The sequence below is a fragment of the Bacillus sp. GZB genome (assembly GCF_001975995.1).
In the GTDB taxonomy this organism is placed as follows: domain Bacteria; phylum Bacillota; class Bacilli; order Bacillales; family Bacillaceae; genus Bacillus; species Bacillus velezensis.
In genome coordinates, this window is record NZ_MTQG01000017.1 from 863,965 (window position 1) to 881,685 (window position 17,721).

At 45.0% G+C, this 17,721-nt stretch carries 24 protein-coding genes; 14 read left to right on the forward strand and 10 right to left on the reverse strand.

All coding sequences use genetic code 11. From position 1 onward, the window contains the following. Window positions 1–14: 14 nt before the first annotated feature. Window positions 15–335: a YodL domain-containing protein gene (locus BXO87_RS15410; RefSeq protein ID WP_003153700.1), complete on the forward strand. Its 321-nt coding sequence runs from the start codon at window positions 15–17 to the stop codon at window positions 333–335. A gap of 54 nt (window positions 336–389) precedes the next feature. Here the strand turns inward: BXO87_RS15410 and BXO87_RS20600 are convergent, their stop codons facing one another. After that, on the reverse strand, window positions 390–515 hold the full coding sequence (locus tag BXO87_RS20600) for a hypothetical protein (RefSeq protein ID WP_003153701.1): 126 nt from the start codon (window positions 513–515) through the stop codon (window positions 390–392). Between the two features lie 136 nt (window positions 516–651). Here BXO87_RS20600 and deoD point away from each other — a divergent pair, with 136 nt between their 5' ends. Both deoD and BXO87_RS15420 read left to right on the forward strand, forming a co-directional pair. Beyond that, entirely contained in the window at window positions 652–1,350 is a 699-nt protein-coding gene (gene deoD / locus BXO87_RS15415) for a purine-nucleoside phosphorylase (protein ID WP_003153702.1), read from the forward strand. Between the two features lie 83 nt (window positions 1,351–1,433). After that, complete coding sequence (locus tag BXO87_RS15420) at window positions 1,434–2,252, forward strand: M15 family metallopeptidase (RefSeq protein ID WP_007407945.1); 819 nt, start codon at window positions 1,434–1,436, stop codon at window positions 2,250–2,252. A gap of 43 nt (window positions 2,253–2,295) precedes the next feature. Here the strand turns inward: BXO87_RS15420 and BXO87_RS15425 are convergent, their stop codons facing one another. Together BXO87_RS15425 and BXO87_RS15430 are read right to left on the reverse strand one after the other, a co-directional pair. Further along, window positions 2,296–2,547: a hypothetical protein gene (locus tag BXO87_RS15425; protein WP_007612011.1), complete on the reverse strand. Its 252-nt coding sequence runs from the start codon at window positions 2,545–2,547 to the stop codon at window positions 2,296–2,298. 92 nt (window positions 2,548–2,639) lie between these two features. Then, window positions 2,640–3,341 (reverse strand): class I SAM-dependent methyltransferase, encoded by a 702-nt coding sequence (locus BXO87_RS15430; protein WP_032873377.1) that lies wholly within the window; start codon window positions 3,339–3,341, stop codon window positions 2,640–2,642. Window positions 3,342–3,487: 146 nt separating this feature from the next. On the opposite strand from BXO87_RS15430, the gene ctpA reads away from it, so the two are divergent. Beyond that, the gene (gene ctpA / locus BXO87_RS15435; protein ID WP_038458466.1) at window positions 3,488–4,891 is read left to right on the forward strand and encodes a carboxy-terminal processing protease CtpA; all 1,404 of its coding nucleotides are present in this window, start codon (window positions 3,488–3,490) and stop codon (window positions 4,889–4,891) included. Between the two features lie 60 nt (window positions 4,892–4,951). On the opposite strand, the gene BXO87_RS15440 is transcribed toward ctpA, so the two are convergent. After that, a complete protein-coding gene (locus tag BXO87_RS15440; RefSeq protein WP_014418133.1) occupies window positions 4,952–5,677 on the reverse strand; it encodes a GntR family transcriptional regulator in 726 nt (241 codons plus the stop codon). Window positions 5,678–5,926: 249 nt separating this feature from the next. On the opposite strand from BXO87_RS15440, the gene bglA reads away from it, so the two are divergent. After that, window positions 5,927–7,369 (forward strand): 6-phospho-beta-glucosidase BglA, encoded by a 1,443-nt coding sequence (bglA, locus tag BXO87_RS15445; RefSeq protein WP_038458463.1) that lies wholly within the window; start codon window positions 5,927–5,929, stop codon window positions 7,367–7,369. A 147-nt stretch (window positions 7,370–7,516) separates the two neighbouring features. Next, window positions 7,517–8,986 carry a glycoside hydrolase family 30 protein gene (locus BXO87_RS15450; RefSeq protein ID WP_038458460.1) on the forward strand — a complete coding sequence of 490 codons (1,470 nt, stop codon included), beginning with the start codon at window positions 7,517–7,519 and terminating at the stop codon, window positions 8,984–8,986. A 43-nt stretch (window positions 8,987–9,029) separates the two neighbouring features. Here the strand turns inward: BXO87_RS15450 and BXO87_RS15455 are convergent, their stop codons facing one another. Both BXO87_RS15455 and BXO87_RS15460 read right to left on the reverse strand, forming a co-directional pair. Further along, window positions 9,030–10,520 (reverse strand): sodium:solute symporter family protein, encoded by a 1,491-nt coding sequence (locus BXO87_RS15455; RefSeq protein ID WP_032873386.1) that lies wholly within the window; start codon window positions 10,518–10,520, stop codon window positions 9,030–9,032. Further along, window positions 10,520–10,720 (reverse strand): DUF3311 domain-containing protein, encoded by a 201-nt coding sequence (locus BXO87_RS15460; protein ID WP_007612000.1) that lies wholly within the window; start codon window positions 10,718–10,720, stop codon window positions 10,520–10,522. Before BXO87_RS15460 ends, BXO87_RS15455 begins: the two co-directional genes overlap by 1 nt. Before the next feature lie 185 nt (window positions 10,721–10,905). On the opposite strand from BXO87_RS15460, the gene BXO87_RS15465 reads away from it, so the two are divergent. Both BXO87_RS15465 and BXO87_RS15470 read left to right on the forward strand, forming a co-directional pair. Beyond that, window positions 10,906–11,829, forward strand: a complete 924-nt coding sequence (locus tag BXO87_RS15465; RefSeq protein ID WP_038458457.1) for a ring-cleaving dioxygenase — start codon at window positions 10,906–10,908, stop codon at window positions 11,827–11,829. Window positions 11,830–11,831: 2 nt separating this feature from the next. Beyond that, the gene (locus tag BXO87_RS15470) at window positions 11,832–12,434 is read left to right on the forward strand and encodes an alpha/beta hydrolase (RefSeq protein WP_032873391.1); all 603 of its coding nucleotides are present in this window, start codon (window positions 11,832–11,834) and stop codon (window positions 12,432–12,434) included. A 43-nt stretch (window positions 12,435–12,477) separates the two neighbouring features. On the opposite strand, the gene BXO87_RS15475 is transcribed toward BXO87_RS15470, so the two are convergent. Continuing rightward, a complete protein-coding gene (locus BXO87_RS15475; protein WP_003153727.1) occupies window positions 12,478–13,086 on the reverse strand; it encodes a nitroreductase family protein in 609 nt (202 codons plus the stop codon). A 129-nt stretch (window positions 13,087–13,215) separates the two neighbouring features. Here BXO87_RS15475 and yodB point away from each other — a divergent pair, with 129 nt between their 5' ends. Continuing rightward, window positions 13,216–13,557 carry a transcriptional regulator YodB gene (gene yodB / locus BXO87_RS15480; RefSeq protein ID WP_038458455.1) on the forward strand — a complete coding sequence of 114 codons (342 nt, stop codon included), beginning with the start codon at window positions 13,216–13,218 and terminating at the stop codon, window positions 13,555–13,557. 39 nt (window positions 13,558–13,596) lie between these two features. On the opposite strand, the gene BXO87_RS15485 is transcribed toward yodB, so the two are convergent. Together BXO87_RS15485 and BXO87_RS15490 are read right to left on the reverse strand one after the other, a co-directional pair. Then, entirely contained in the window at window positions 13,597–13,965 is a 369-nt protein-coding gene (locus tag BXO87_RS15485) for a hypothetical protein (protein ID WP_012117758.1), read from the reverse strand. 52 nt (window positions 13,966–14,017) lie between these two features. Then, on the reverse strand, window positions 14,018–14,407 hold the full coding sequence (locus BXO87_RS15490) for a tautomerase family protein (protein ID WP_003153733.1): 390 nt from the start codon (window positions 14,405–14,407) through the stop codon (window positions 14,018–14,020). A gap of 202 nt (window positions 14,408–14,609) precedes the next feature. On the opposite strand from BXO87_RS15490, the gene BXO87_RS15495 reads away from it, so the two are divergent. Then, complete coding sequence (locus BXO87_RS15495) at window positions 14,610–14,849, forward strand: hypothetical protein (protein ID WP_003153736.1); 240 nt, start codon at window positions 14,610–14,612, stop codon at window positions 14,847–14,849. Between the two features lie 34 nt (window positions 14,850–14,883). On the opposite strand, the gene BXO87_RS15500 is transcribed toward BXO87_RS15495, so the two are convergent. Further along, a complete protein-coding gene (locus BXO87_RS15500; protein WP_012117757.1) occupies window positions 14,884–15,348 on the reverse strand; it encodes a hypothetical protein in 465 nt (154 codons plus the stop codon). A gap of 97 nt (window positions 15,349–15,445) precedes the next feature. Between BXO87_RS15500 and rarD the strand changes: the two genes are divergently transcribed. The 4 genes from rarD to bshB2 all read left to right on the forward strand — a co-directional run bounded on the left by rarD (window position 15,446) and on the right by bshB2 (window position 17,718). Continuing rightward, window positions 15,446–16,342 (forward strand): EamA family transporter RarD, encoded by an 897-nt coding sequence (gene rarD / locus BXO87_RS15505; RefSeq protein ID WP_029326150.1) that lies wholly within the window; start codon window positions 15,446–15,448, stop codon window positions 16,340–16,342. Between the two features lie 67 nt (window positions 16,343–16,409). Then, complete coding sequence (locus tag BXO87_RS15510; RefSeq protein WP_007611981.1) at window positions 16,410–16,688, forward strand: hypothetical protein; 279 nt, start codon at window positions 16,410–16,412, stop codon at window positions 16,686–16,688. Next, window positions 16,685–17,035: a YojF family protein gene (locus BXO87_RS15515; RefSeq protein WP_007611980.1), complete on the forward strand. Its 351-nt coding sequence runs from the start codon at window positions 16,685–16,687 to the stop codon at window positions 17,033–17,035. The genes BXO87_RS15510 and BXO87_RS15515 overlap by 4 nt, the downstream gene beginning before the upstream one ends. A 17-nt stretch (window positions 17,036–17,052) precedes the next feature. Continuing rightward, window positions 17,053–17,718: a bacillithiol biosynthesis deacetylase BshB2 gene (bshB2, locus tag BXO87_RS15520; RefSeq protein ID WP_007407961.1), complete on the forward strand. Its 666-nt coding sequence runs from the start codon at window positions 17,053–17,055 to the stop codon at window positions 17,716–17,718. Window positions 17,719–17,721 lie beyond the last annotated feature (3 nt).

A 17,721-nucleotide genomic window follows, 5' to 3' on the forward strand; every position in this document is an offset into this window, starting at 1 on the left:
AGGGAGGGATCTTGATGCTGTTATCGCTGCCCGTGTTTAAAAAAAAGACTTGTGCCTATGATGTGACGATTTTTCAAACACCCCGCTACGGCGAGAAAAAGGGATACAGGGTCGTCTATCGGACAGAGTTGGCCGCTGACAATCATCAAGACGCACTGGAAAGGGCATTTTCTGTTTTTAATGTGCCTGATACGGTCCCAAACGACTATCAAGCCAGATTCATAGCGACCGGAGATGTCATACTCATAGACGAAGGAAGAAAAGGAAAGACCTATTACAGGCTTAACCCTGCGGGATGGAGCAAAATTAACCGGCTGCTCGTCCAGCCGAGGTAAGACGGGGCCGGCTGAATCTTCAGCCGGCTTCCGTATTGTCTGGGAAAGACAGTGTTAAGGCTTCCGTTTAGCGGCGGAATGCTCTTTTCCATGCGCTTCATCAGCTGCAATGACGTCTGAAACGGGCACGTGATTGTTCTTTTTCTGGCCGGTCACCCGGTTGCGCTGTTTTTTGCCCATTATGTTCACTCCTTTTTCTTTAGGCTTGTCATCCCGCATATTCTGCCCAAGATCGCCCTAGTCATGCTGATGATTGTCTCTTACCGTTATTCAGTGTACAATGGGTGGGAGTTTGAATAGGCAGGAGGAAAAGGAAATGAGTGTACATATAAACGCAGAAAAAGGCCAAATTGCGGATACAGTGCTTTTGCCGGGAGACCCGCTCCGAGCGAAATTTATTGCGGAAACTTATCTTGAAAATGTGGAATGCTATAATGAAGTCAGAGGAATGTACGGATTTACGGGTACATATAACGGCAAAAAAGTATCAGTCCAAGGCACAGGCATGGGTGTTCCGTCTATCTCTATTTATGTGAATGAACTGATTCAAAGCTATGATGTTCAAAACTTAATCAGAGTCGGCTCATGCGGAGCCATCCGTAATGACGTGAAGGTGCGTGACGTGATTTTGGCTATGACGTCTTCAACGGATTCACAGATGAACCGTGTCGCCTTCGGCAGTGTAGATTATGCTCCTTGCGCAGACTTCGAACTGCTTCATAAAGCGTACCAGGAAGCGCAAAAAAACAATCTTCCCGTAGCGGTCGGAAGCGTATTCACCGCCGATCAGTTTTACAATGAAGACTCCCAAATCGAAAAGCTTGCCAGATACGGCGTTCTCGGCGTAGAGATGGAAACGACTGCTTTATATACGCTTGCCGCTAAATACGGCAAAAAAGCGCTGTCTATCCTGACTGTAAGCGATCACGTGTTAACGGGAGAAGAAACAACGGCAGAAGAGCGTCAAACGACTTTTCATGATATGATTAAACTGGCGCTGCATACTGTATCGTAAACTTGAGATGAGGGTTATGCTGATTAAAGCAGCCCTCTTCTTTATGCATCGCCCTGATTCAAAAAAAGAAAGGTAAGTGTAAAATGAAGAAATCCACTAAATGGTTTTCGCTCGCTGCCGCTCTCAGCGTAACCGCAATCGTGGGAACCGGCTGCAGCATTTCAGGCGGCGACAGCCACAAGGACACAAAAACAGCAGCTGAAACAAAACAATCAGATGACACATCAAGCAAAAAAACAACGAAGGCAGAAAACAGCGATTTTGTATTGGAGAGCAAATATTTTAATGATATTAAAGAAGTGAACGGGCTTGAGACCATTCAAAACCCGACAAATACACTTGCGCTCGTGAATAAGACATACACGCTGCCGGGAGATTATAAACCGAATGATCTCGTGATCCCGAAAGTCGAATTTTCTTTTACTGAGAAAATCGAGAAACGATATATCCGCAAACCTGCCGCCGATGCTTTGGCGGAACTATTCAGCGCCGGGAAAAAAGAAGGTTATGACCTGGTTGCCGTTTCAGGATACCGCTCTTATGACAGACAGAAAGTTATTTTCGATAATGAAGTCAGTCTGAAAGGTGAAAAAAAGGCGAAAGAAGCCGTCGCATATCCAGGGCAAAGCGAACACCAGACGGGGCTGGCCATGGACATTTCCAGCAAAAGCAACGGATATGAGCTGAATGAAGCGTTCGGAAACACGGCAGACGGCAAATGGGTGAAAGACCATGCGTATGAATACGGCTTTATCATCCGCTATCCTAAAGGCAAAGAAAATGTCACAAAGTATGAGTATGAACCATGGCATTTACGCTATGTAGGCAAAAAAGCGGCAAAAGCCATCCATGACCATCAATTAACGCTTGAAGAATATTTTAATGAAGTAAAGAAAGTGTAATAAGAAGAAGCCCGCTTGAAAAATAGAAAGCGGGCTTTCTTTATTACCAGAAGAGTAAACCTCCAAGCGCAAATCCGGTAATCAAACCAAGGCCGATACCGTAGGCTGCTCCCCAGCCTCCCCAGCCTCCCCAATAGCCGAACCCGTATCCTCTGTGACGGCCGCCGACAGGGGCGATATACACTTTGCTGTTAGTCACCCGTACGATTCTTCCGACGTGGACTCTGCCGTTTCGTTCTGTAATTCTTGCTACTTTTCCCTGGTGCTGCCGGCAAAGATGATAATAGTTTTGCATCTTTTCTCCTCCTATCCAACCTATCTTTCTATGTCAGCTTATGATAGAGTGCGGTAAAAAGGTTGGACGAAAACAGGAGGACAATCGCCGTTTTACTTGTAAGCGACAAAAGCGCAGTGTCCCATATATTCACGGTACGTCTGCATAAGCTCGTAATGAGCCGTCAGCGTATCGTAGTGAACCGGCTGAATAACGGGCGATAAATCCATTTCTGTAGTCGGCTCCTGCGCATTGTTTTCATAGAGAGCGGGAATGAAATCCGCTTTCTGAAAGCCTTGCTGAAGCAATCTCTGTTTCCATGCCGTTTCATCCTGCAATACGGTAAAACCGTAGAAGTCTTTTATCTGCGTGATGGCGTTTTCCGGCATGGGCTTTTGTAAAGCAGCTTCAATGCCGATCAGCATACCCCCGGGTTTAAGGACCCGCAGGATTTCAGACAGCGATGAATCAAGATTTGAAAAGGTGAGAACTGATTCGGAAAGAACGGCGGAAAATTGATTTTCAGCAAACGGAAGCCGCTCAAGCTCCGCCAAATAGCCCGGAATGGTTAAGCCTTCAGCGGCAAATCGTTTTGCTGCTTTTTCAAGCATAAGGGGATCCTTATCAACACAGGTGACGGGGTACAGCAGGTGGCCGAGATAAGCGGCCGTCTGTCCCGTTCCGCAGCCGGCGTCAAGAATCGGTTCGCCAGGAGGAGGAGCCGCTTTTGTGAGAACGGCTTTGGAAAAAGCGAGCCCGCCGGGGTGAGCCCCTCCGACTCCGAATAAGGACAGCATTTCTAAATATTTGCTCAAAGGCCGAATCCTCCTTTTTTCCTCAGCATATGTTGAGAGAAAAGCATAGGTTTGGGTAAACGGGAAAGAAGGGCGCCTCACGTTTGAAGTTGACGAATGAGCGTTCGTCTATGATAATAATGTAAGAATAAAAAGGTGGTGTTTTCTTGAAGCGGCAATTTAAACTGTTTTTTATTATATTGATCACTGCGGTCGCAGCCTCGGCGCTTACGCTGTTTATCACGGGCAATACGACCATTTTCGGACAAGGCTCGGCTGCTTTGACGAACAGCAAATTTGAGAAATTCAATAAAGCCTACGAGCAGATTAAAAGTGATTACTATCAAAAAACAGATGACAGCAAATTAGTAGACGGAGCGATAAAAGGCATGATCAGTTCCCTGGATGATCCATATTCTTCTTATATGGACCCGCAGGAAGGAAAGTCTTTTGAAGAAACAATTTCTGCTTCGTTTGAAGGCATCGGCGCACAAGTGGAAGAAAAGGACGGAAGCATCCTGATCGTATCGCCGATTAAAGGGTCACCCGCAGAAAAAGCGGGGGTTAAACCGAATGACCAGATCTTGAAGGTCAACGGCAAAAGCGTTAAAGGCCTTAATGTAAACGAAGCAGTCGCATTAATCCGCGGCAAAAAGGGAACAAACGTCAAGCTTGTGCTGCACAGAGCGGGTGTCGGCGATCTGAACCTGTCGATCAAACGTGACACCATCCCGGTTGAAACGGTGTACTCTGAAATGAAAAAAGGAGACATCGGCGAAATCCAAATCACATCCTTCTCCGAATCGACGGCAAAAGAGCTGAATTCAGCCATTGACAGCCTCGAAAAACAAGGAGCGAAAGGATACATTCTCGATTTAAGGGGCAACCCGGGCGGACTGATGGATGAAGCCATCAAAATGAGCAACATGTTTATCGATAAAGGGAAAAATATCATGCAGGTCGAATACAAAGACGGCACGAAAGAGGTCATGAAAGCGACGAAAGAGCGCAAAGTGACAAAACCGACAGTCGTCCTCGTCAATGACGGCACCGCGAGCGCCGCGGAAATCATGTCGGCTGCGCTGCATGAATCATCGGGCATTCCGCTGATCGGCGAGAAAACGTTCGGAAAAGGAACCGTGCAGACGGCAAAAGATTACAGCGACGGTTCTACCGTTAAACTGACAATCGCTAAATGGCTGACAGCGGACGGAGAGTGGATTCATAAAAAAGGCATCAAACCGCAATATCAGGTTAAGCTTCCTGAATATGCGAACCTGCCGTATTTAGATGCGAAAAAAACATACAAATACGGGGATTCCGGAACCACCGTCACCAATGCGCAAAAAATGCTGAAAGCGCTGGGGTACAGCGTGAATGTAAACGGCACGTATGATAAAGCATTTGAACAAGCCGTTAAACAATTCCAAGCAAAAGAGAAACTGAAACAAACAGGCATTGTAACGGGAGACACAACGGCAAAATTGATGACGGATTTGCAAAAACAGCTTGCGGACAACGATACACAAATGAAAAAAGCCGTTGAAACATTAAATAAGAATATGAAATAGTAAAAAACACCCGATGCGCCGCTCGCGCATTGGGTGTTTTTTGTTTGCGAAAAGCCCGTCTTATGTCGTTTCCTGTTCAAAAAGGTGGCTGTTCGCCTGAATGAAAAACTGTGATTGCTCATAGTGATAGGTGACTTTTGAGTAGTCAAACGGCTGGCCGTTGGTTAAATGAAAAATCGTTTCAACGCAAAGCTTAGGCGCTCCTGTAAACAGACCTAAGTACTCCGCTTCTTCCTCATTTAACATCCCCGCGTACAGATATAAATCTGAAAAACCGCGCTTTAACCCGAGACCTTCTCGAATATAATCAAATATTGATTCTGCCACGATCTCTTTATTCAAATACGTAATAATCGATTTGTTGTAAAATGACTCTTCGATACACAATGTCAGCCCGTCAATATATCGGATTCGCTTGACATAATACACGTCGCCGTCAGGCGGCATATTCAGATTTTGGGCAGCCTCAGGCGTGGGTTTTCTCACTTCCAGCGCTAATAATTTGGAAGTGACATTAAAATCTTCAAGTGATTCTTTAAATCCCTGATTAGAAAGCAGACTGATATACCCTTTTCTTTTATTCCGTCTGACAAAAATGCCGCTTCCCCTCACTTGAAACACAATCCCCTTTTTTTCTAATAAATCTAAGGACTTGGTGATCGTGCTTTTGCTCACGTTAAACCGGGTCATTAAGGTTTGCAGCACAGGCAGTTTATCCCCTTGCTGCAGCTGATGTTCTTCTATGTATTTTTCAATATCTATCGCGATTTGCTGGTATTTTAACATATACATTCCTCATTCATTTATTGTCCCGCTTCTTTCAGAATTATAGCATAATCGTTTTTAAAAGCCATTTCGTAAATTAACTATAATTGTTTATGTATTGATAAATTATACCGGTACAATTATAATATAAACGTATAATATGAAAATGAAGGCAGGATTTCTTCTACACTTGCGAAGCGGATGCTTGAAGTGGCTGCAGTGCATTTATTCGGCATGCAAGCCGCAGTCAAATAAAGGAGGATATAAACGATGGGGACATTGCCAAAAGATTTTTTATGGGGAGGCGCTCTCGCCGCCCACCAATTTGAAGGGGGATGGAATAAAGGCGGCAAGGGGCCGAGTGTAGTGGACGTCATGACGGCAGGGGCGCATGGTGTGCCCCGGAAAATAACAGATACAATTGAAGAGCGGGAATTTTATCCGAATCATGAAGCGATCGATTTTTATCATCGTTATAAAGAAGACATCGCGTTATTCAGCGAGCTGGGTCTGAAATGTTTAAGAACGTCCATCGGCTGGAGCAGAATTTTTCCTAAAGGTGATGAAGCCGAGCCCAATGAGGAAGGATTGGCTTTTTACGACCGGGTGTTTGATGAATTGCTGAAACATGGGATTGAACCGGTAATCACGTTGTCACATTTTGAGATGCCGCTCCATTTGGCGAGGGAATACGGCGGTTTCAGAAACAGAAAAACAGTCGGATTTTTTGTAAAATTCGCTGAAGTGTGTTTTGAACGCTATAAACATAAGGTGAAGTATTGGATGACGTTTAACGAAATCAATAATAAGATGGATGTGAATAATCCGATCTTTTTATGGACGAACTCGGGCGTCGCCGTCAAAGAAAACGAAAACGCAAAAGAAGTCATGTATCAGGCCGGCCATCACGAACTGCTGGCAAGCGCATTGGCTGTTTCGAAGGGAAGGAAAATCAATCCCGAGTTCAGGATCGGCGCCATGGTATCACATGTTCCGATTTACCCGTACTCATCTCATCCCGATGATGTGATGCTGGCTGAAGAAACGATGAGACAGCGTTTTTTCTTCCCGGACGTGCAGGTTCGCGGATATTATCCAAGCTATGCGTTAAAAGAATTTGAAAGAGAAGGCTATCAGATACACTTTGAAGACGGTGATGAAGAGATTTTGAAAAACGGCCGAGTGGACTACCTCGGATTCAGCTATTACATGTCTACAACCGTAAAAAGTGATGTATCAAACGATAATACCGGGGATGTCGTAAACGGAGGATTGCCAAACGGCGTGGACAATCCTTATATTACAGCGAGTGATTGGGGCTGGGCGATTGACCCGACCGGTTTACGGTACACATTAAACCGCTTATACGACCGCTATCAGATTCCATTATTTATCGTGGAAAACGGATTCGGCGCCATCGACACATTAGAAGAGGACGGTTCAATTCATGACACTTCAAGAATTGAATATTTATCGTCACATATAAAAGCTTTGAAAAAAGCAATCACATATGATGGTGTGGATGTAATGGGCTATACACCATGGGGAATTATTGATATCGTGTCATTTACAACCGGAGAAATGAAAAAACGCTACGGCATGATTTATGTTGATCGGGATAATGAAGGCAACGGTTCAATGAGGCGGCTTAAGAAAGACTCATTTGAATGGTATAAAAAAGTGATTGAAACAAACGGTTCATATGTATCCTAAAGGTGTAAAAAGGGAAGGCTTCACCGTCGTGTGAAGCCTGCTTTTTATCAGTAATTTTGAAAACGCATTCATTTAAGCGGGAAGGAGGTGACTGTCCGGCTTTTCATTTAGAATCGCTTATAAAAATAAGGAAAGGGATGGTGGTTCATGTTTTTTAAAAAAGGTCTGCACATGACGCTGGTTTTTCTTATGTTTTTCTTTTTCATATCAAGCAGCATGGAAACCGAAGTGTATGCGGCTGATCGGAAGGCTTCAGACAAAAACAAAGTAAGGGTGTGGTTCAGTTCTGAAAAAGATCCGGCTTCCCGTACGTGGTATGACGGGCCGCTAGAAGTGAAATACGCCTTAGACGAACAAACACCGCTTACATTGACAAAAAAGAAGGCTTCTGACTCCGCCGCTGTGTATATTGATCCGTCGCGCCGCTATCAAAGTGTGTTAGGCGTAGGATCGTCCCTGGAAGAATCCACAATCCATAACTTATCAAAAATGACACCCGCAAAAAGAAAAGAAGTGCTGAAAAAACTGGTTGATCCCAAAGATGGTATCGGAATGGACGTTATGCGCATAACGATCGGGACATCTGATTTTACGGCACAGGAATTTTATACGTATGACGATATGCCTGAAGGCCAAACAGATCCTAAGCTCCGTCATTTCTCGATTCAAAAGGATATTGATTTACACATTACAGCAACCATCAAGGAAGCGCTGGCGATAAATCCGGAACTGAAAATCATCGCCTCGCCGTGGAGCCCGCCGGCTTGGATGAAAACGAATGAAAACCTCAAGCGGGGAAAGCTGAAAGATAAATATATCGGCGAACTGGCCGTTTACTTCCGCAAATTTATTGAGGCGTACGAAAAGCAGGGAATTCCGATTTATGCCATGACCCTTCAAAATGAACCTTTGCTGGAAATCGACTATCCGAGCATGTATATGCCGCCGTCTCAGCAGCGCAAACTGGCACTGGCCTTAAAAAAAGAAATGAAAAAACACGTAATTGACACGAAAATTTGGATTTATGATCACAATGCGAGCGGGGCGTGGAACTATATTCCGCCGATTTTAGATGATAAAAAAGGAAACCGGGCGGCAGACGGCATCGCTTTTCACGATTATGACGGTGACCTTTCCGTCATGTCGGAAATCGGAAAGAGATATCCTGATCAATCTATTCACTTAACGGAGCGGTCTGTCTGGGGGACGGCAGGGGCGGACCGGATCGCGCAGTATTTCCGCAACGGCGCGTCGAGCTACAATGCGTGGGTGACGATGCTCGACAGTCAAATCAAGACGCATCATTGGATAGGCACCCCGGACCCGACGCTGTTTATTCAGGATGCTAAAAACCCTGACCGCTATTGGAATATCCCGATCTTTCATATGACAGGCAACTTTTCAAAATTTATCGACCGGGGAGCAAAGCGGATAGAAAGTAATTACGGCTCCAAAAACACAGTCTCGAATGTATCGTTCCTTAATCCTGATCAATCCATTGTGACAGTCGTAATCAACCAGACATCCGCCGATCAAAAATTCCATGTCGTTTCAGAAAATCGGCAGTTTGAAGCTGTCATCCCGGCTAAAACTGTGGCTACCTACAAATGGAAGTGAAAAAAGTAAATAACCGGCACATTTACGTGCCGGCTTCTTTCTGTTAAGCGCCTTTTTGGTTCAGTTGATCAGAAGGCGCTTGATTGAATAAACCGTCTTTGACGGCGTTTGAAGCCGCTTTTTTTACAAAAAACGGGTTAAGGATAATAACGGCTGCCATGTTAGCGGTCAAACCCCAAAAGCCTTCATATATACCGTGGGCGGATTGGGTGATATTTACCGTGAATGTCACGATAAGACCGACGAGAAGACCGATAATTGTCGCTTCTTTCGTTTGATTCTTCCAAAACAGACTGACGGCGATAGCCGGAAAGATCTGAACCATGCCGGAAACACCGAGAAGCTGAAGGGTAACGAGCGCAGTCGGGAACAGCATGCCGAATAAAAGCGCGAGCCCGATGACGACAAATACCATTGAACGGGTGATCATCGTCAGCTTGCTTGGTGACACATTCGGGTGAATCAAATCCCGATATAAGTTATTCGCAAATAAGTTTGATGCTCCGATGGCCATGATAGAGCAGGGAATCAATGACGCAAGGGCGATCGTGGAGTAAGCAAAGCCCTGCGCGACTCCGCCGTAAGACGTTTGAATCAGCTTCAATAAAGCGAGCCGCGGATTGGTATCTTCCGGCAGGACAAGAAACGCGATAAAGCCGAGAAAAATAACAAGAATCAAAACAATATTATAAAGCGGCAGAAACATGCTGTTTTTGCGGACGGCATCTGCGCTTTTTGCCGTAAATACGCCGGTTGCCGCATGCGCCCACATAAAGAGCGCCAGCGCAGATACGATGGAAGCTGTGATAAACCAAGGAATTCCTTTCGGCCCCGAGTCCGGGATAGTCAGCATTTGCGGCGCTTTTTCAGCCAGAGTGTGAATCATCGGCGTCCAGCCGTGAAAATGGATCAGCGGGAGTGAGACGACCATAAACAGCATAATCACCCATACCAGAATGTCTTTAATAATCGCCGTAAAGGTCGGCCCTTTAATTCCGCTGAAAAAAGTATACAGCGCTACAAGAATAAAAGAGATGATGACGACCATATTGACATTAATGACACCCGTTCCGGCCACCTGAAGCGTATCTTGAATTCCGCTTAGCTGGAGACAAATATAAGGAATGAGCATGAGAACGCCGACAATGGCGACAAGACTGGCCAAAAGTTTACTGTCAAAACGCTCACGGGCATAATCGGCAAGCGTCGTTAATTTGTGTATTTTTGCCACTTTCCACAGCTTCGGCAGAAAGAAATAAGCGATAAAATACGCCAAAACAGAATACGGGATTGCAAAAAAAGCAACGCTTCCCCCTGTGTAGGCTGTGCTTGTTAAGCCTAAAAACGTATAAGCCGTATAAAGATCCGCGCCGACTAAAAACCAGACGAGGAGCCCCCCGAACCGTCTGCCGCCGACAGACCATTCCTCAACAGAAGTGCGTGATGATTTGTCTCTCCCGGCTATAAAGCCGATGCAGACAACGGTTAAAACGATGATGGCTGTAATGATCAATGCTGTTATATTTGCGGGCATCAGTCCAGTCCTCCTTGTTTCTTCTGCAGCCTATAAATAAGAAACGAACATAATGGAGTGACTGCGATCCATAAAAGCAGCCAGAAATGAAAAAAAGGCAGCCCGATAATGATCGGATGAACCCGATTAGCGGCTGACAGCAGGGCCAGCTGGCTGAAAGGGATTAAGATGAGAACGAAAATTAGTGCTTTTCTGACCATTTACTTTCCTCCTGAAACTTGATAATGCTCCTTATCATAGCAGGTGTCAGATAAGATCACAAGATATTTTTCAGAAAAAAAAGAATTCTATTACTTTTTTAACTGAAACACTTTAGTTGCATCTTCATTCATATTAAATTAGAATAGTTAATATCTCGAAATCAAGATATTTAGGAGTGAATACATTGAATACACAAGGATTGCACCATGTTACCGCATTTGCAAAAGATCCTGCTGAAAATCTACGGTTTTATACTGAAGTGCTGGGTTTGCGGCTCGTTAAAAAAACCGTTAATTTTGACGACCCGGCCACTTATCACTTTTATTTCGGCAACCAAAACGGAGAGCCGGGCACAATTATTACATTTTTTCCTTTTCAGGGAAGCCGCCCGGGAACCGTGGGAAAAGGGCAGGCCGGAAGAATTTATTTCTCCGTGCCGAAAGGAGCACTCGCGTTTTGGAAGCGCCGGCTTGAAGAAAACGGCTTGTCTGTAAAAGAACAGATCATGCTGTCTGAACAAGTGCTTCTCTTTAATGATACAGAAGACCTGCCGCTTGCCATAATGGAAGATGAAAGAAGCGGACAGAGTGAATGGACGCCTCCGGGCATTACCGAAAAAGAAGCGATCACAGGCATGAGAGGTGTTCTTCTGTACTCGTACCGTCCTGAAGCAACCATTCAATTTCTCATAGAACGCTTCGGTTATTCAAAGACAGGAGAAGAACATCAGATTGTCAGGCTGCAATCGGAGGCGCGGATCGGACATATTATAGATGTTGACCTTGCGCCGAAAGAAACAGGTATCGGCGGTTACGGGACAGTTCATCATGTCGCTTTCCGCACTAGCGAAAAAGAGCAGGCGAAATGGAAGGATATTCTTGCTGATTCTCATCTTGCTTCATCTGACATTCTTGACAGGTCTTACTTTACATCAATCTATTTCAGGGAAAGCGGCGGCATTTTATTTGAAATGGCAACCGATGAACCGGGCTTTATGACGGATGAATCCTTTGAAAATCTCGGAACAGAGCTGAAGCTTCCGGAATGGCTGGAAGAGCATCGCAGCCAGATTACAGCTGTTCTGCCCAAAATGGAGAAAGGAGAATGATGATGAAACATGTGTTTGAACAGGGAACGTCAGAAAATGTTCTGCTGCTTTTGCACGGAACGGGAGGAAATGAACATGATCTTCTGTCGCTCGGACGTTTTATCGATCCGAACGCAAGTCTGCTTGGGGTCAGAGGATCAGTGTCGGAAAACGGCATGCCCCGTTTTTTTAAGCGGCTGAAAGAAGGCGTATTTGACGAGAAAGATTTAATTGAACGGACGGAAGAATTAAAGAATTTTATTGAGGAAGCGGCGCAAATGTACGGATTCAGCAGAGAAAACGTGATTGCTGCCGGCTATTCAAACGGCGCCAATATTGCAGCAAGTCTTTTGTTTCATTATAAAGATGTACTGAAAGGAGCGGTTCTGCATCATCCGATGGTGCCGATACGCGGAGTGAAGCTGCCTGATATGGAAGGTCTGCCTGTGTTTATCGGTGCGGGAAAACGCGATCCCCTATGTACAAAAGAAGAATCGGAGGAGCTTTATCAGTATCTGACAGATGCTCATGCATCCGTCGCTCTTGAATGGCAGGAGGGCGGTCATCAGCTCACACAGCAGGAAGCAGAGCAGGCACGAACCTGGTACAGTGAGCGATTCCTATAAAAAACCCTTAGTCTGCTTAAGCGGACTAAGGGTTTCTTTCATCTTACAGCCAAGTTGACACTTTAGATACAGGCAGCCGGTTGCTTTTATGCGCCGGCTTAACGGCTTTACCGATTGAAATCAGCATGACGGGCACGAAACGCTCGCTCACGTCGAATTCCTTAACGAATTGCTCTTTATTGAATCCGCCGATCGCGCAAGTGTCGTAGCCTTTTGCTTTAGCGGCAAGCATCAGCTGCATCGCTGCTAAAGAAGCGTTTAAAAATGCTGAATCACGGGCAAACTGATCATTTTGGTATGCACCGTTAATCTGGCCTAAAAGCGTTTGTTTAATCTCTTCTGTGATATTGCCTTGCTCAGCCAGTTCAGCATAAACGTCTTCACCATTTTCATTTGCTTTTAAGTCGCCTAATACGGCAATAACTGCTGATGAATCAATAATCTGTTTTTGATTAAAAGCAACCGGAAGCAGGGCAGCTTTTGCTTCATCACTGTGAAAGACTTGAAAATGCCAATGCTGAAGGTTCCAGGCGGAAGGCGCTTGCGTTGTGATTTCAAGGAGTTCTGTTAACTCCTCTTTTGTAATGACCGCGTCTTTATCGTATTCTTTAACAGATGCGCGTTCTTTTAAAACGTCTAATACGGATGTCATCATGTTTCCTCCTTCGGATAAACGTGTTATCATAATAGAAAAGTTAGAAGCTTACTAAATGTAACTCGGAAACTAATTTTAATGGATCACAAAAAACTTGTCAATTCATAGATGAAGGGATGAACTCACGTGGGATATACAATGTGTCCTAAAATGGAATCCGCTTTTTCCCTTTTGGGAAAGCGCTGGAACGGCCTCATTATCCATGTACTGATGGACGGGCCGAAACGATTTAAAGATATGACCGTAACGATACCGACAATCAGCCAGAAAATGCTCGCTGAGCGGCTCAAAGAGCTGGAACAAAATGAAATCGTCGAGCGTCAGGTGCTGCCTGAAACACCTGTCAAAGTCATTTATAAACTGACTGATAAAGGCTTGGCCCTGCAAGCCGTTTTTCAGGAAATGCAAAAATGGGCAGACAGTTTTTGCGAGCCCGGGGGATCTGCCAACGACACATGTGATGAATAACAAAGGCTGCCCAAGGCAGCCTTTTCTTAATGATAATGTTTACTCGTCATAAAAACCATTAATATCAAAATTGTTCAGATTGAGGTTCAAGCCTTTTAATTGCTTTAATAAAGCATCGAATGTAAGGAAATGATCATTTTTACATTCCGCCGGAACATCATTTGGAGAAAATAGTTTCATTCCTCCCTCAATCCACTGTTTCCGGTATAACTGAAATGCTGCTTCAATTAAATGATCAGGCGTTACAATAAACCCTAAGCTTACGTCATGGTCCTCGCTGTAGCCGAATTCAAACCCGCAGCAGGGGCAAATATCAAATGTTTTTTGATATTCGCCATTATAAACGGGACTTGTCTCTAATCCTTTAAATCCGCATATCAAACAAGGGTACAACTCACTAACCAACATACATCCCTCTTTTATTCAGTTTGCAATCATTCAGTACAAGCGGGGAGGCCTTTTACAGTTTCCCGGTTAAAAACTGAGCCTCACCAAGCCCGAAGCTCCAATCGGCGTTCCCGTTTTCCGTAATGGAAATCATGACGTCCTCGGGTGATATGCCGCATTCTGTTTTAAGCTGATCAGCCATCAGTTGATATAATGTTTCTTTTTGATGTTCGGTGCGCGCTTTGCTGACAATGCTGATGATGACAAGATCTTTGCTTCTTTTGAAACCGAGCCCGGTATCTTCAATGATAAGCTCATGAGGCCGATGCTGGTGAACGATCTGATAACGGTCCGTTACAGGGACGTCAAAAGCTTTAACCATGGCGTAATGGGCGGTATCTAGTAATTTTTTTAATGCTGCGTCATCCCGGCCTTCAATAACGTCAAAACGAAGTAATGGCATATTTTATTCCCCCTGATGGTTTTATATCATGTCGCAACTTGTAAAAAAGTATAACAGTTAATCAAAATGCAATCAAATTATAACCAAAATGTTTATGCATTAATGCAATATCAGAGAGAGGCACATGTTGTTACAATCGCCCAATCAATTTCCTCATTTTATGAATACGCTTAAGAATAGGCAGACATAAAGGAGGAAAAACATGTACCCTCGTCATGCATTGTATCGCGGGAATTTCGGTCCTGCCGGATTTCCGGCGAGAAGTCCTTTTTTGTTCGGCGCTCCTTTATTCGGCGGATTTTTAGGCGGTCTTCTCGGAGGCGTGATTGCCACAGGTTTTACAAGACCCCGCTATCCGTACGGGTTCGCCGGTTACGGATACGGAGGCGTCCCATACGGCGGTTTCGGGCCGGGAGCCGGCGGTTATCCGCCATTTTATTAAAGAAAAAACGGCCTGCATCTCGCGGGCCGTTTTTTTATCTTAAAATCTCCACTTCCGATAGATTGTAGTCTTCCTGTTTTGAAAACATAACTTCAATCATCCCGTCTTTATAGACTGCTTTTGTTCCTTTTCGTTTGACGAGGCTCGGAAGGACGATTTCTTTTTTTCCTTCTCCCAGACTGCTGTTCTCTACAACGAGGCTGTGTGACGTATGCTTAATCCTGATACGGTCGAGTTCCTCTTGTTCTGCTGGAATTTTCGCAAAAACATGATCGGATGTTTCAAACAGGTCAATTTCCGGCTTGGGCGGTTCCGCTTCGACCGGCTCGGCATTTTTGGACATGGGATCGCGAAAAGGGAACTGTCCGGCATAACCGGCGCCGAATACGCTTTCCATCACTCGGTTGACATATGTCTCGACATCTTTCGGATCAGCATTTTTAAACGTTTCTTTAGAGAACTGATTTTGGAAGGGAAAATATTTGTTCCAATCAAACACGGCATCTCACCCTTTCTTAACGGACAACATAGTATATGCCCGCCGGAAGCTTCCCGTGATATAATATAATCTGTTTACAGAAAGGTAGGGGAAGGCCGTGCAAGGGAATAACGCAAGAAAAGGAATCATTTATACCGCTTGTTCTTTCGCCATGTGGGGGCTGTTTCCGGTCTATTGGAAACTTCTTGAACAAATACCTGCATTGGACATTTTAGCTCACCGGATTTTATGGTCATTTGTTTTCATGTGTGTGCTTTTAACTGTGCTTAAGAAGTGGAAAACCGGATGGCGTGAACTGCGTCTTTTGAAATCGGAAGGGGGCCTGCTGGCGCTTTTTTTCGCTTCCGTTTTAATTTCCGTTAATTGGTTTGTGTACATATGGGCCGTCAATCACGGCTTTTTGCTTGAAGCAAGTCTCGGGTATTACATTAATCCGCTCGTTTCCGTTCTTTTGGGCATCCTATTCTTAAAAGAAAAGCTTAACAAGATGCAAACAGCAGCCGTTTCTATTGCCGGGGCGGCCGTGATCATATCTGCGTTTCAATATGGCGCGGTTCCTTATATCGCATTGCTGCTTGCATTCAGCTTCGGCCTGTACGGCTTATGCAAAAAAAGAACCCGCATGTCCAGCACGATGGGACTGACGCTGGAGACGCTTTTGATTACCCCGGCTGCACTTATTTATTTAGGATATACAGCTGACGGGAGCACTTCCGGGTCCTTGGGGGCAGGAACATGGGCGCTCCTATTTTTCGCAGGCGTATTTACGGCCCTGCCGCTGTTGCTGTTTGCAGAGGGGGCAAAGCGTCTGCCGCTGTATCAAGTCGGCATTTTGCAATATATAGCGCCGACCATTACCCTTATGCTCGGCGTATTTGTGTATCATGAACCGTTTTCCGGGCAAAAAGCGTTTACCTTCATTTGTATATGGGCAGCATTGCTTTTGTTTACCTTTTCACAGATCAAATGGAAGCGGCCGATAAAAAGCCGCTAAGCCTTTCGCTTTCCAGCGATAGCTTAAATTATGTATAATCATTACGAGTATGTAAAGGAGCTGTACAATGGGCACTGATAAAGACATAGCAAAAGCCTATCAGGCACTGTGGAATAACCGCACTCTCCCGGCTTCAACCCTTGAAGAAGCGGAGAAGGCAATTGATCTTGAACTGCTTGATCAAAGAACACATCCGAGGCTCCGGAAGACACCCGAGGAAAAGTTTGCTCTGGCGGTGCAGCGAATTGTAGATTCCCGGCTGCGGCCGATTGAGAAATATGAATTGGTTGAACTACATACGAAGCGTTTGCAATTTTTAAAAGAAGAAAGAGGGGAGCAGCTATGAAAGCGATCATAAAAGAAGATGTGCAAACTTCTTTAGAGCGATATGCCGATCGTCCTGTATATATCCATTTGGAAACAACGACCGGTTCTTATTCAGCGCATCTGAATGAGAAAAACATGACGGTTGTAGCCTATATACGCAATGCAAAAGTGACGTACCATCAGGCGAAAATCAAAGGAAACGGCCCGTACCGCGTCGGTTTGAAAACAGAAGAGGGCTGGATTTACGCAGAAGGTTTAACTGAGTATACAGTAGATGACGAAGACCGCTTGTTAATGGCAGGGCATCTGCCGGGCGGAAAATTGGCGATTTCGCTTCAAATCAGCGAAAAGCCGTTTACAGTTTAAAGAAAAGGGTGAAAATCATGAAAGAACATGTACTCGTCATCCTGCCTCACCCTGATGATGAATCATACGGAGTGGCAGGGCTGATTGCTTTACACAGACAAAAAGATATTCCCGTTACGTATGCATGCGCAACGCTTGGCGAAATGGGCCGGAACATGGGAGATCCTTTTTTCGCGAACCGTGAAACACTGCCGCTGTTAAGAAAACAAGAGCTGATCGACGCATGCAAAGCAATGGACGTTACTGACCTGAGAATGCTCGGGCTTCGTGATAAAACACTTGAATTTGAAGATGACGAGTGGCTCGCGGATATGATGGAAGAGATTATCGACGATGTAAAACCGAGTCTGATTGTTACATTCTATCCGGAGCACGGCGTCCATCCGGATCATGATGCATGCGGCGAAGCGGTTATCAGAGCGCTTTACAGAAAGAAAAAAGAGGACCGCCCGCGCACGCTTTGCATGGCAATCACCCGCAACAGGGAGGAAGCCGTCGGCAAGCCTGATGTTATTCTTGATATTAAAGAGGTTGCCGATATTAAAATGAATGCATTAAAAGCGCACCGCACCCAAACGGAAGGCATGCTGAGAGAGCTGGAAGAAAAAATAAAAAATAACGAGCCGGTTCTTCAGACATGGTTTGAAGAAGAAGTGTATTGGACATATCCGTGGAAAGACTGATAA

Bases quoted from the DNA above. Each gene is read 5' to 3' on its own strand.
- BXO87_RS15410 (WP_003153700.1), top strand. From the start codon at position 15: ATGCTGTTATCGCTGCCCGTGTTTAAAAAAAAGACTTGTGCCTATGAT.
- BXO87_RS20600 (WP_003153701.1), bottom strand. From the start codon at position 515: ATGGGCAAAAAACAGCGCAACCGGGTGACCGGCCAGAAAAAGAACAAT.
- deoD (WP_003153702.1), top strand. From the start codon at position 652: ATGAGTGTACATATAAACGCAGAAAAAGGCCAAATTGCGGATACAGTG.
- BXO87_RS15420 (WP_007407945.1), top strand. From the start codon at position 1,434: ATGAAGAAATCCACTAAATGGTTTTCGCTCGCTGCCGCTCTCAGCGTA.
- BXO87_RS15425 (WP_007612011.1), bottom strand. From the start codon at position 2,547: ATGCAAAACTATTATCATCTTTGCCGGCAGCACCAGGGAAAAGTAGCA.
- BXO87_RS15440 (WP_014418133.1), bottom strand. From the start codon at position 5,677: ATGTTAAAATACCAGCAAATCGCGATAGATATTGAAAAATACATAGAA.
- bglA (WP_038458463.1), top strand. From the start codon at position 5,927: ATGGGGACATTGCCAAAAGATTTTTTATGGGGAGGCGCTCTCGCCGCC.
- BXO87_RS15450 (WP_038458460.1), top strand. From the start codon at position 7,517: ATGTTTTTTAAAAAAGGTCTGCACATGACGCTGGTTTTTCTTATGTTT.
- BXO87_RS15455 (WP_032873386.1), bottom strand. From the start codon at position 10,520: ATGCCCGCAAATATAACAGCATTGATCATTACAGCCATCATCGTTTTA.
- BXO87_RS15460 (WP_007612000.1), bottom strand. From the start codon at position 10,720: ATGGTCAGAAAAGCACTAATTTTCGTTCTCATCTTAATCCCTTTCAGC.
- BXO87_RS15470 (WP_032873391.1), top strand. From the start codon at position 11,832: ATGAAACATGTGTTTGAACAGGGAACGTCAGAAAATGTTCTGCTGCTT.
- BXO87_RS15475 (WP_003153727.1), bottom strand. From the start codon at position 13,086: ATGACATCCGTATTAGACGTTTTAAAAGAACGCGCATCTGTTAAAGAA.
- BXO87_RS15485 (WP_012117758.1), bottom strand. From the start codon at position 13,965: ATGTTGGTTAGTGAGTTGTACCCTTGTTTGATATGCGGATTTAAAGGA.
- BXO87_RS15490 (WP_003153733.1), bottom strand. From the start codon at position 14,407: ATGCCATTACTTCGTTTTGACGTTATTGAAGGCCGGGATGACGCAGCA.
- BXO87_RS15495 (WP_003153736.1), top strand. From the start codon at position 14,610: ATGTACCCTCGTCATGCATTGTATCGCGGGAATTTCGGTCCTGCCGGA.
- BXO87_RS15510 (WP_007611981.1), top strand. From the start codon at position 16,410: ATGGGCACTGATAAAGACATAGCAAAAGCCTATCAGGCACTGTGGAAT.
- BXO87_RS15515 (WP_007611980.1), top strand. From the start codon at position 16,685: ATGAAAGCGATCATAAAAGAAGATGTGCAAACTTCTTTAGAGCGATAT.
- bshB2 (WP_007407961.1), top strand. From the start codon at position 17,053: ATGAAAGAACATGTACTCGTCATCCTGCCTCACCCTGATGATGAATCA.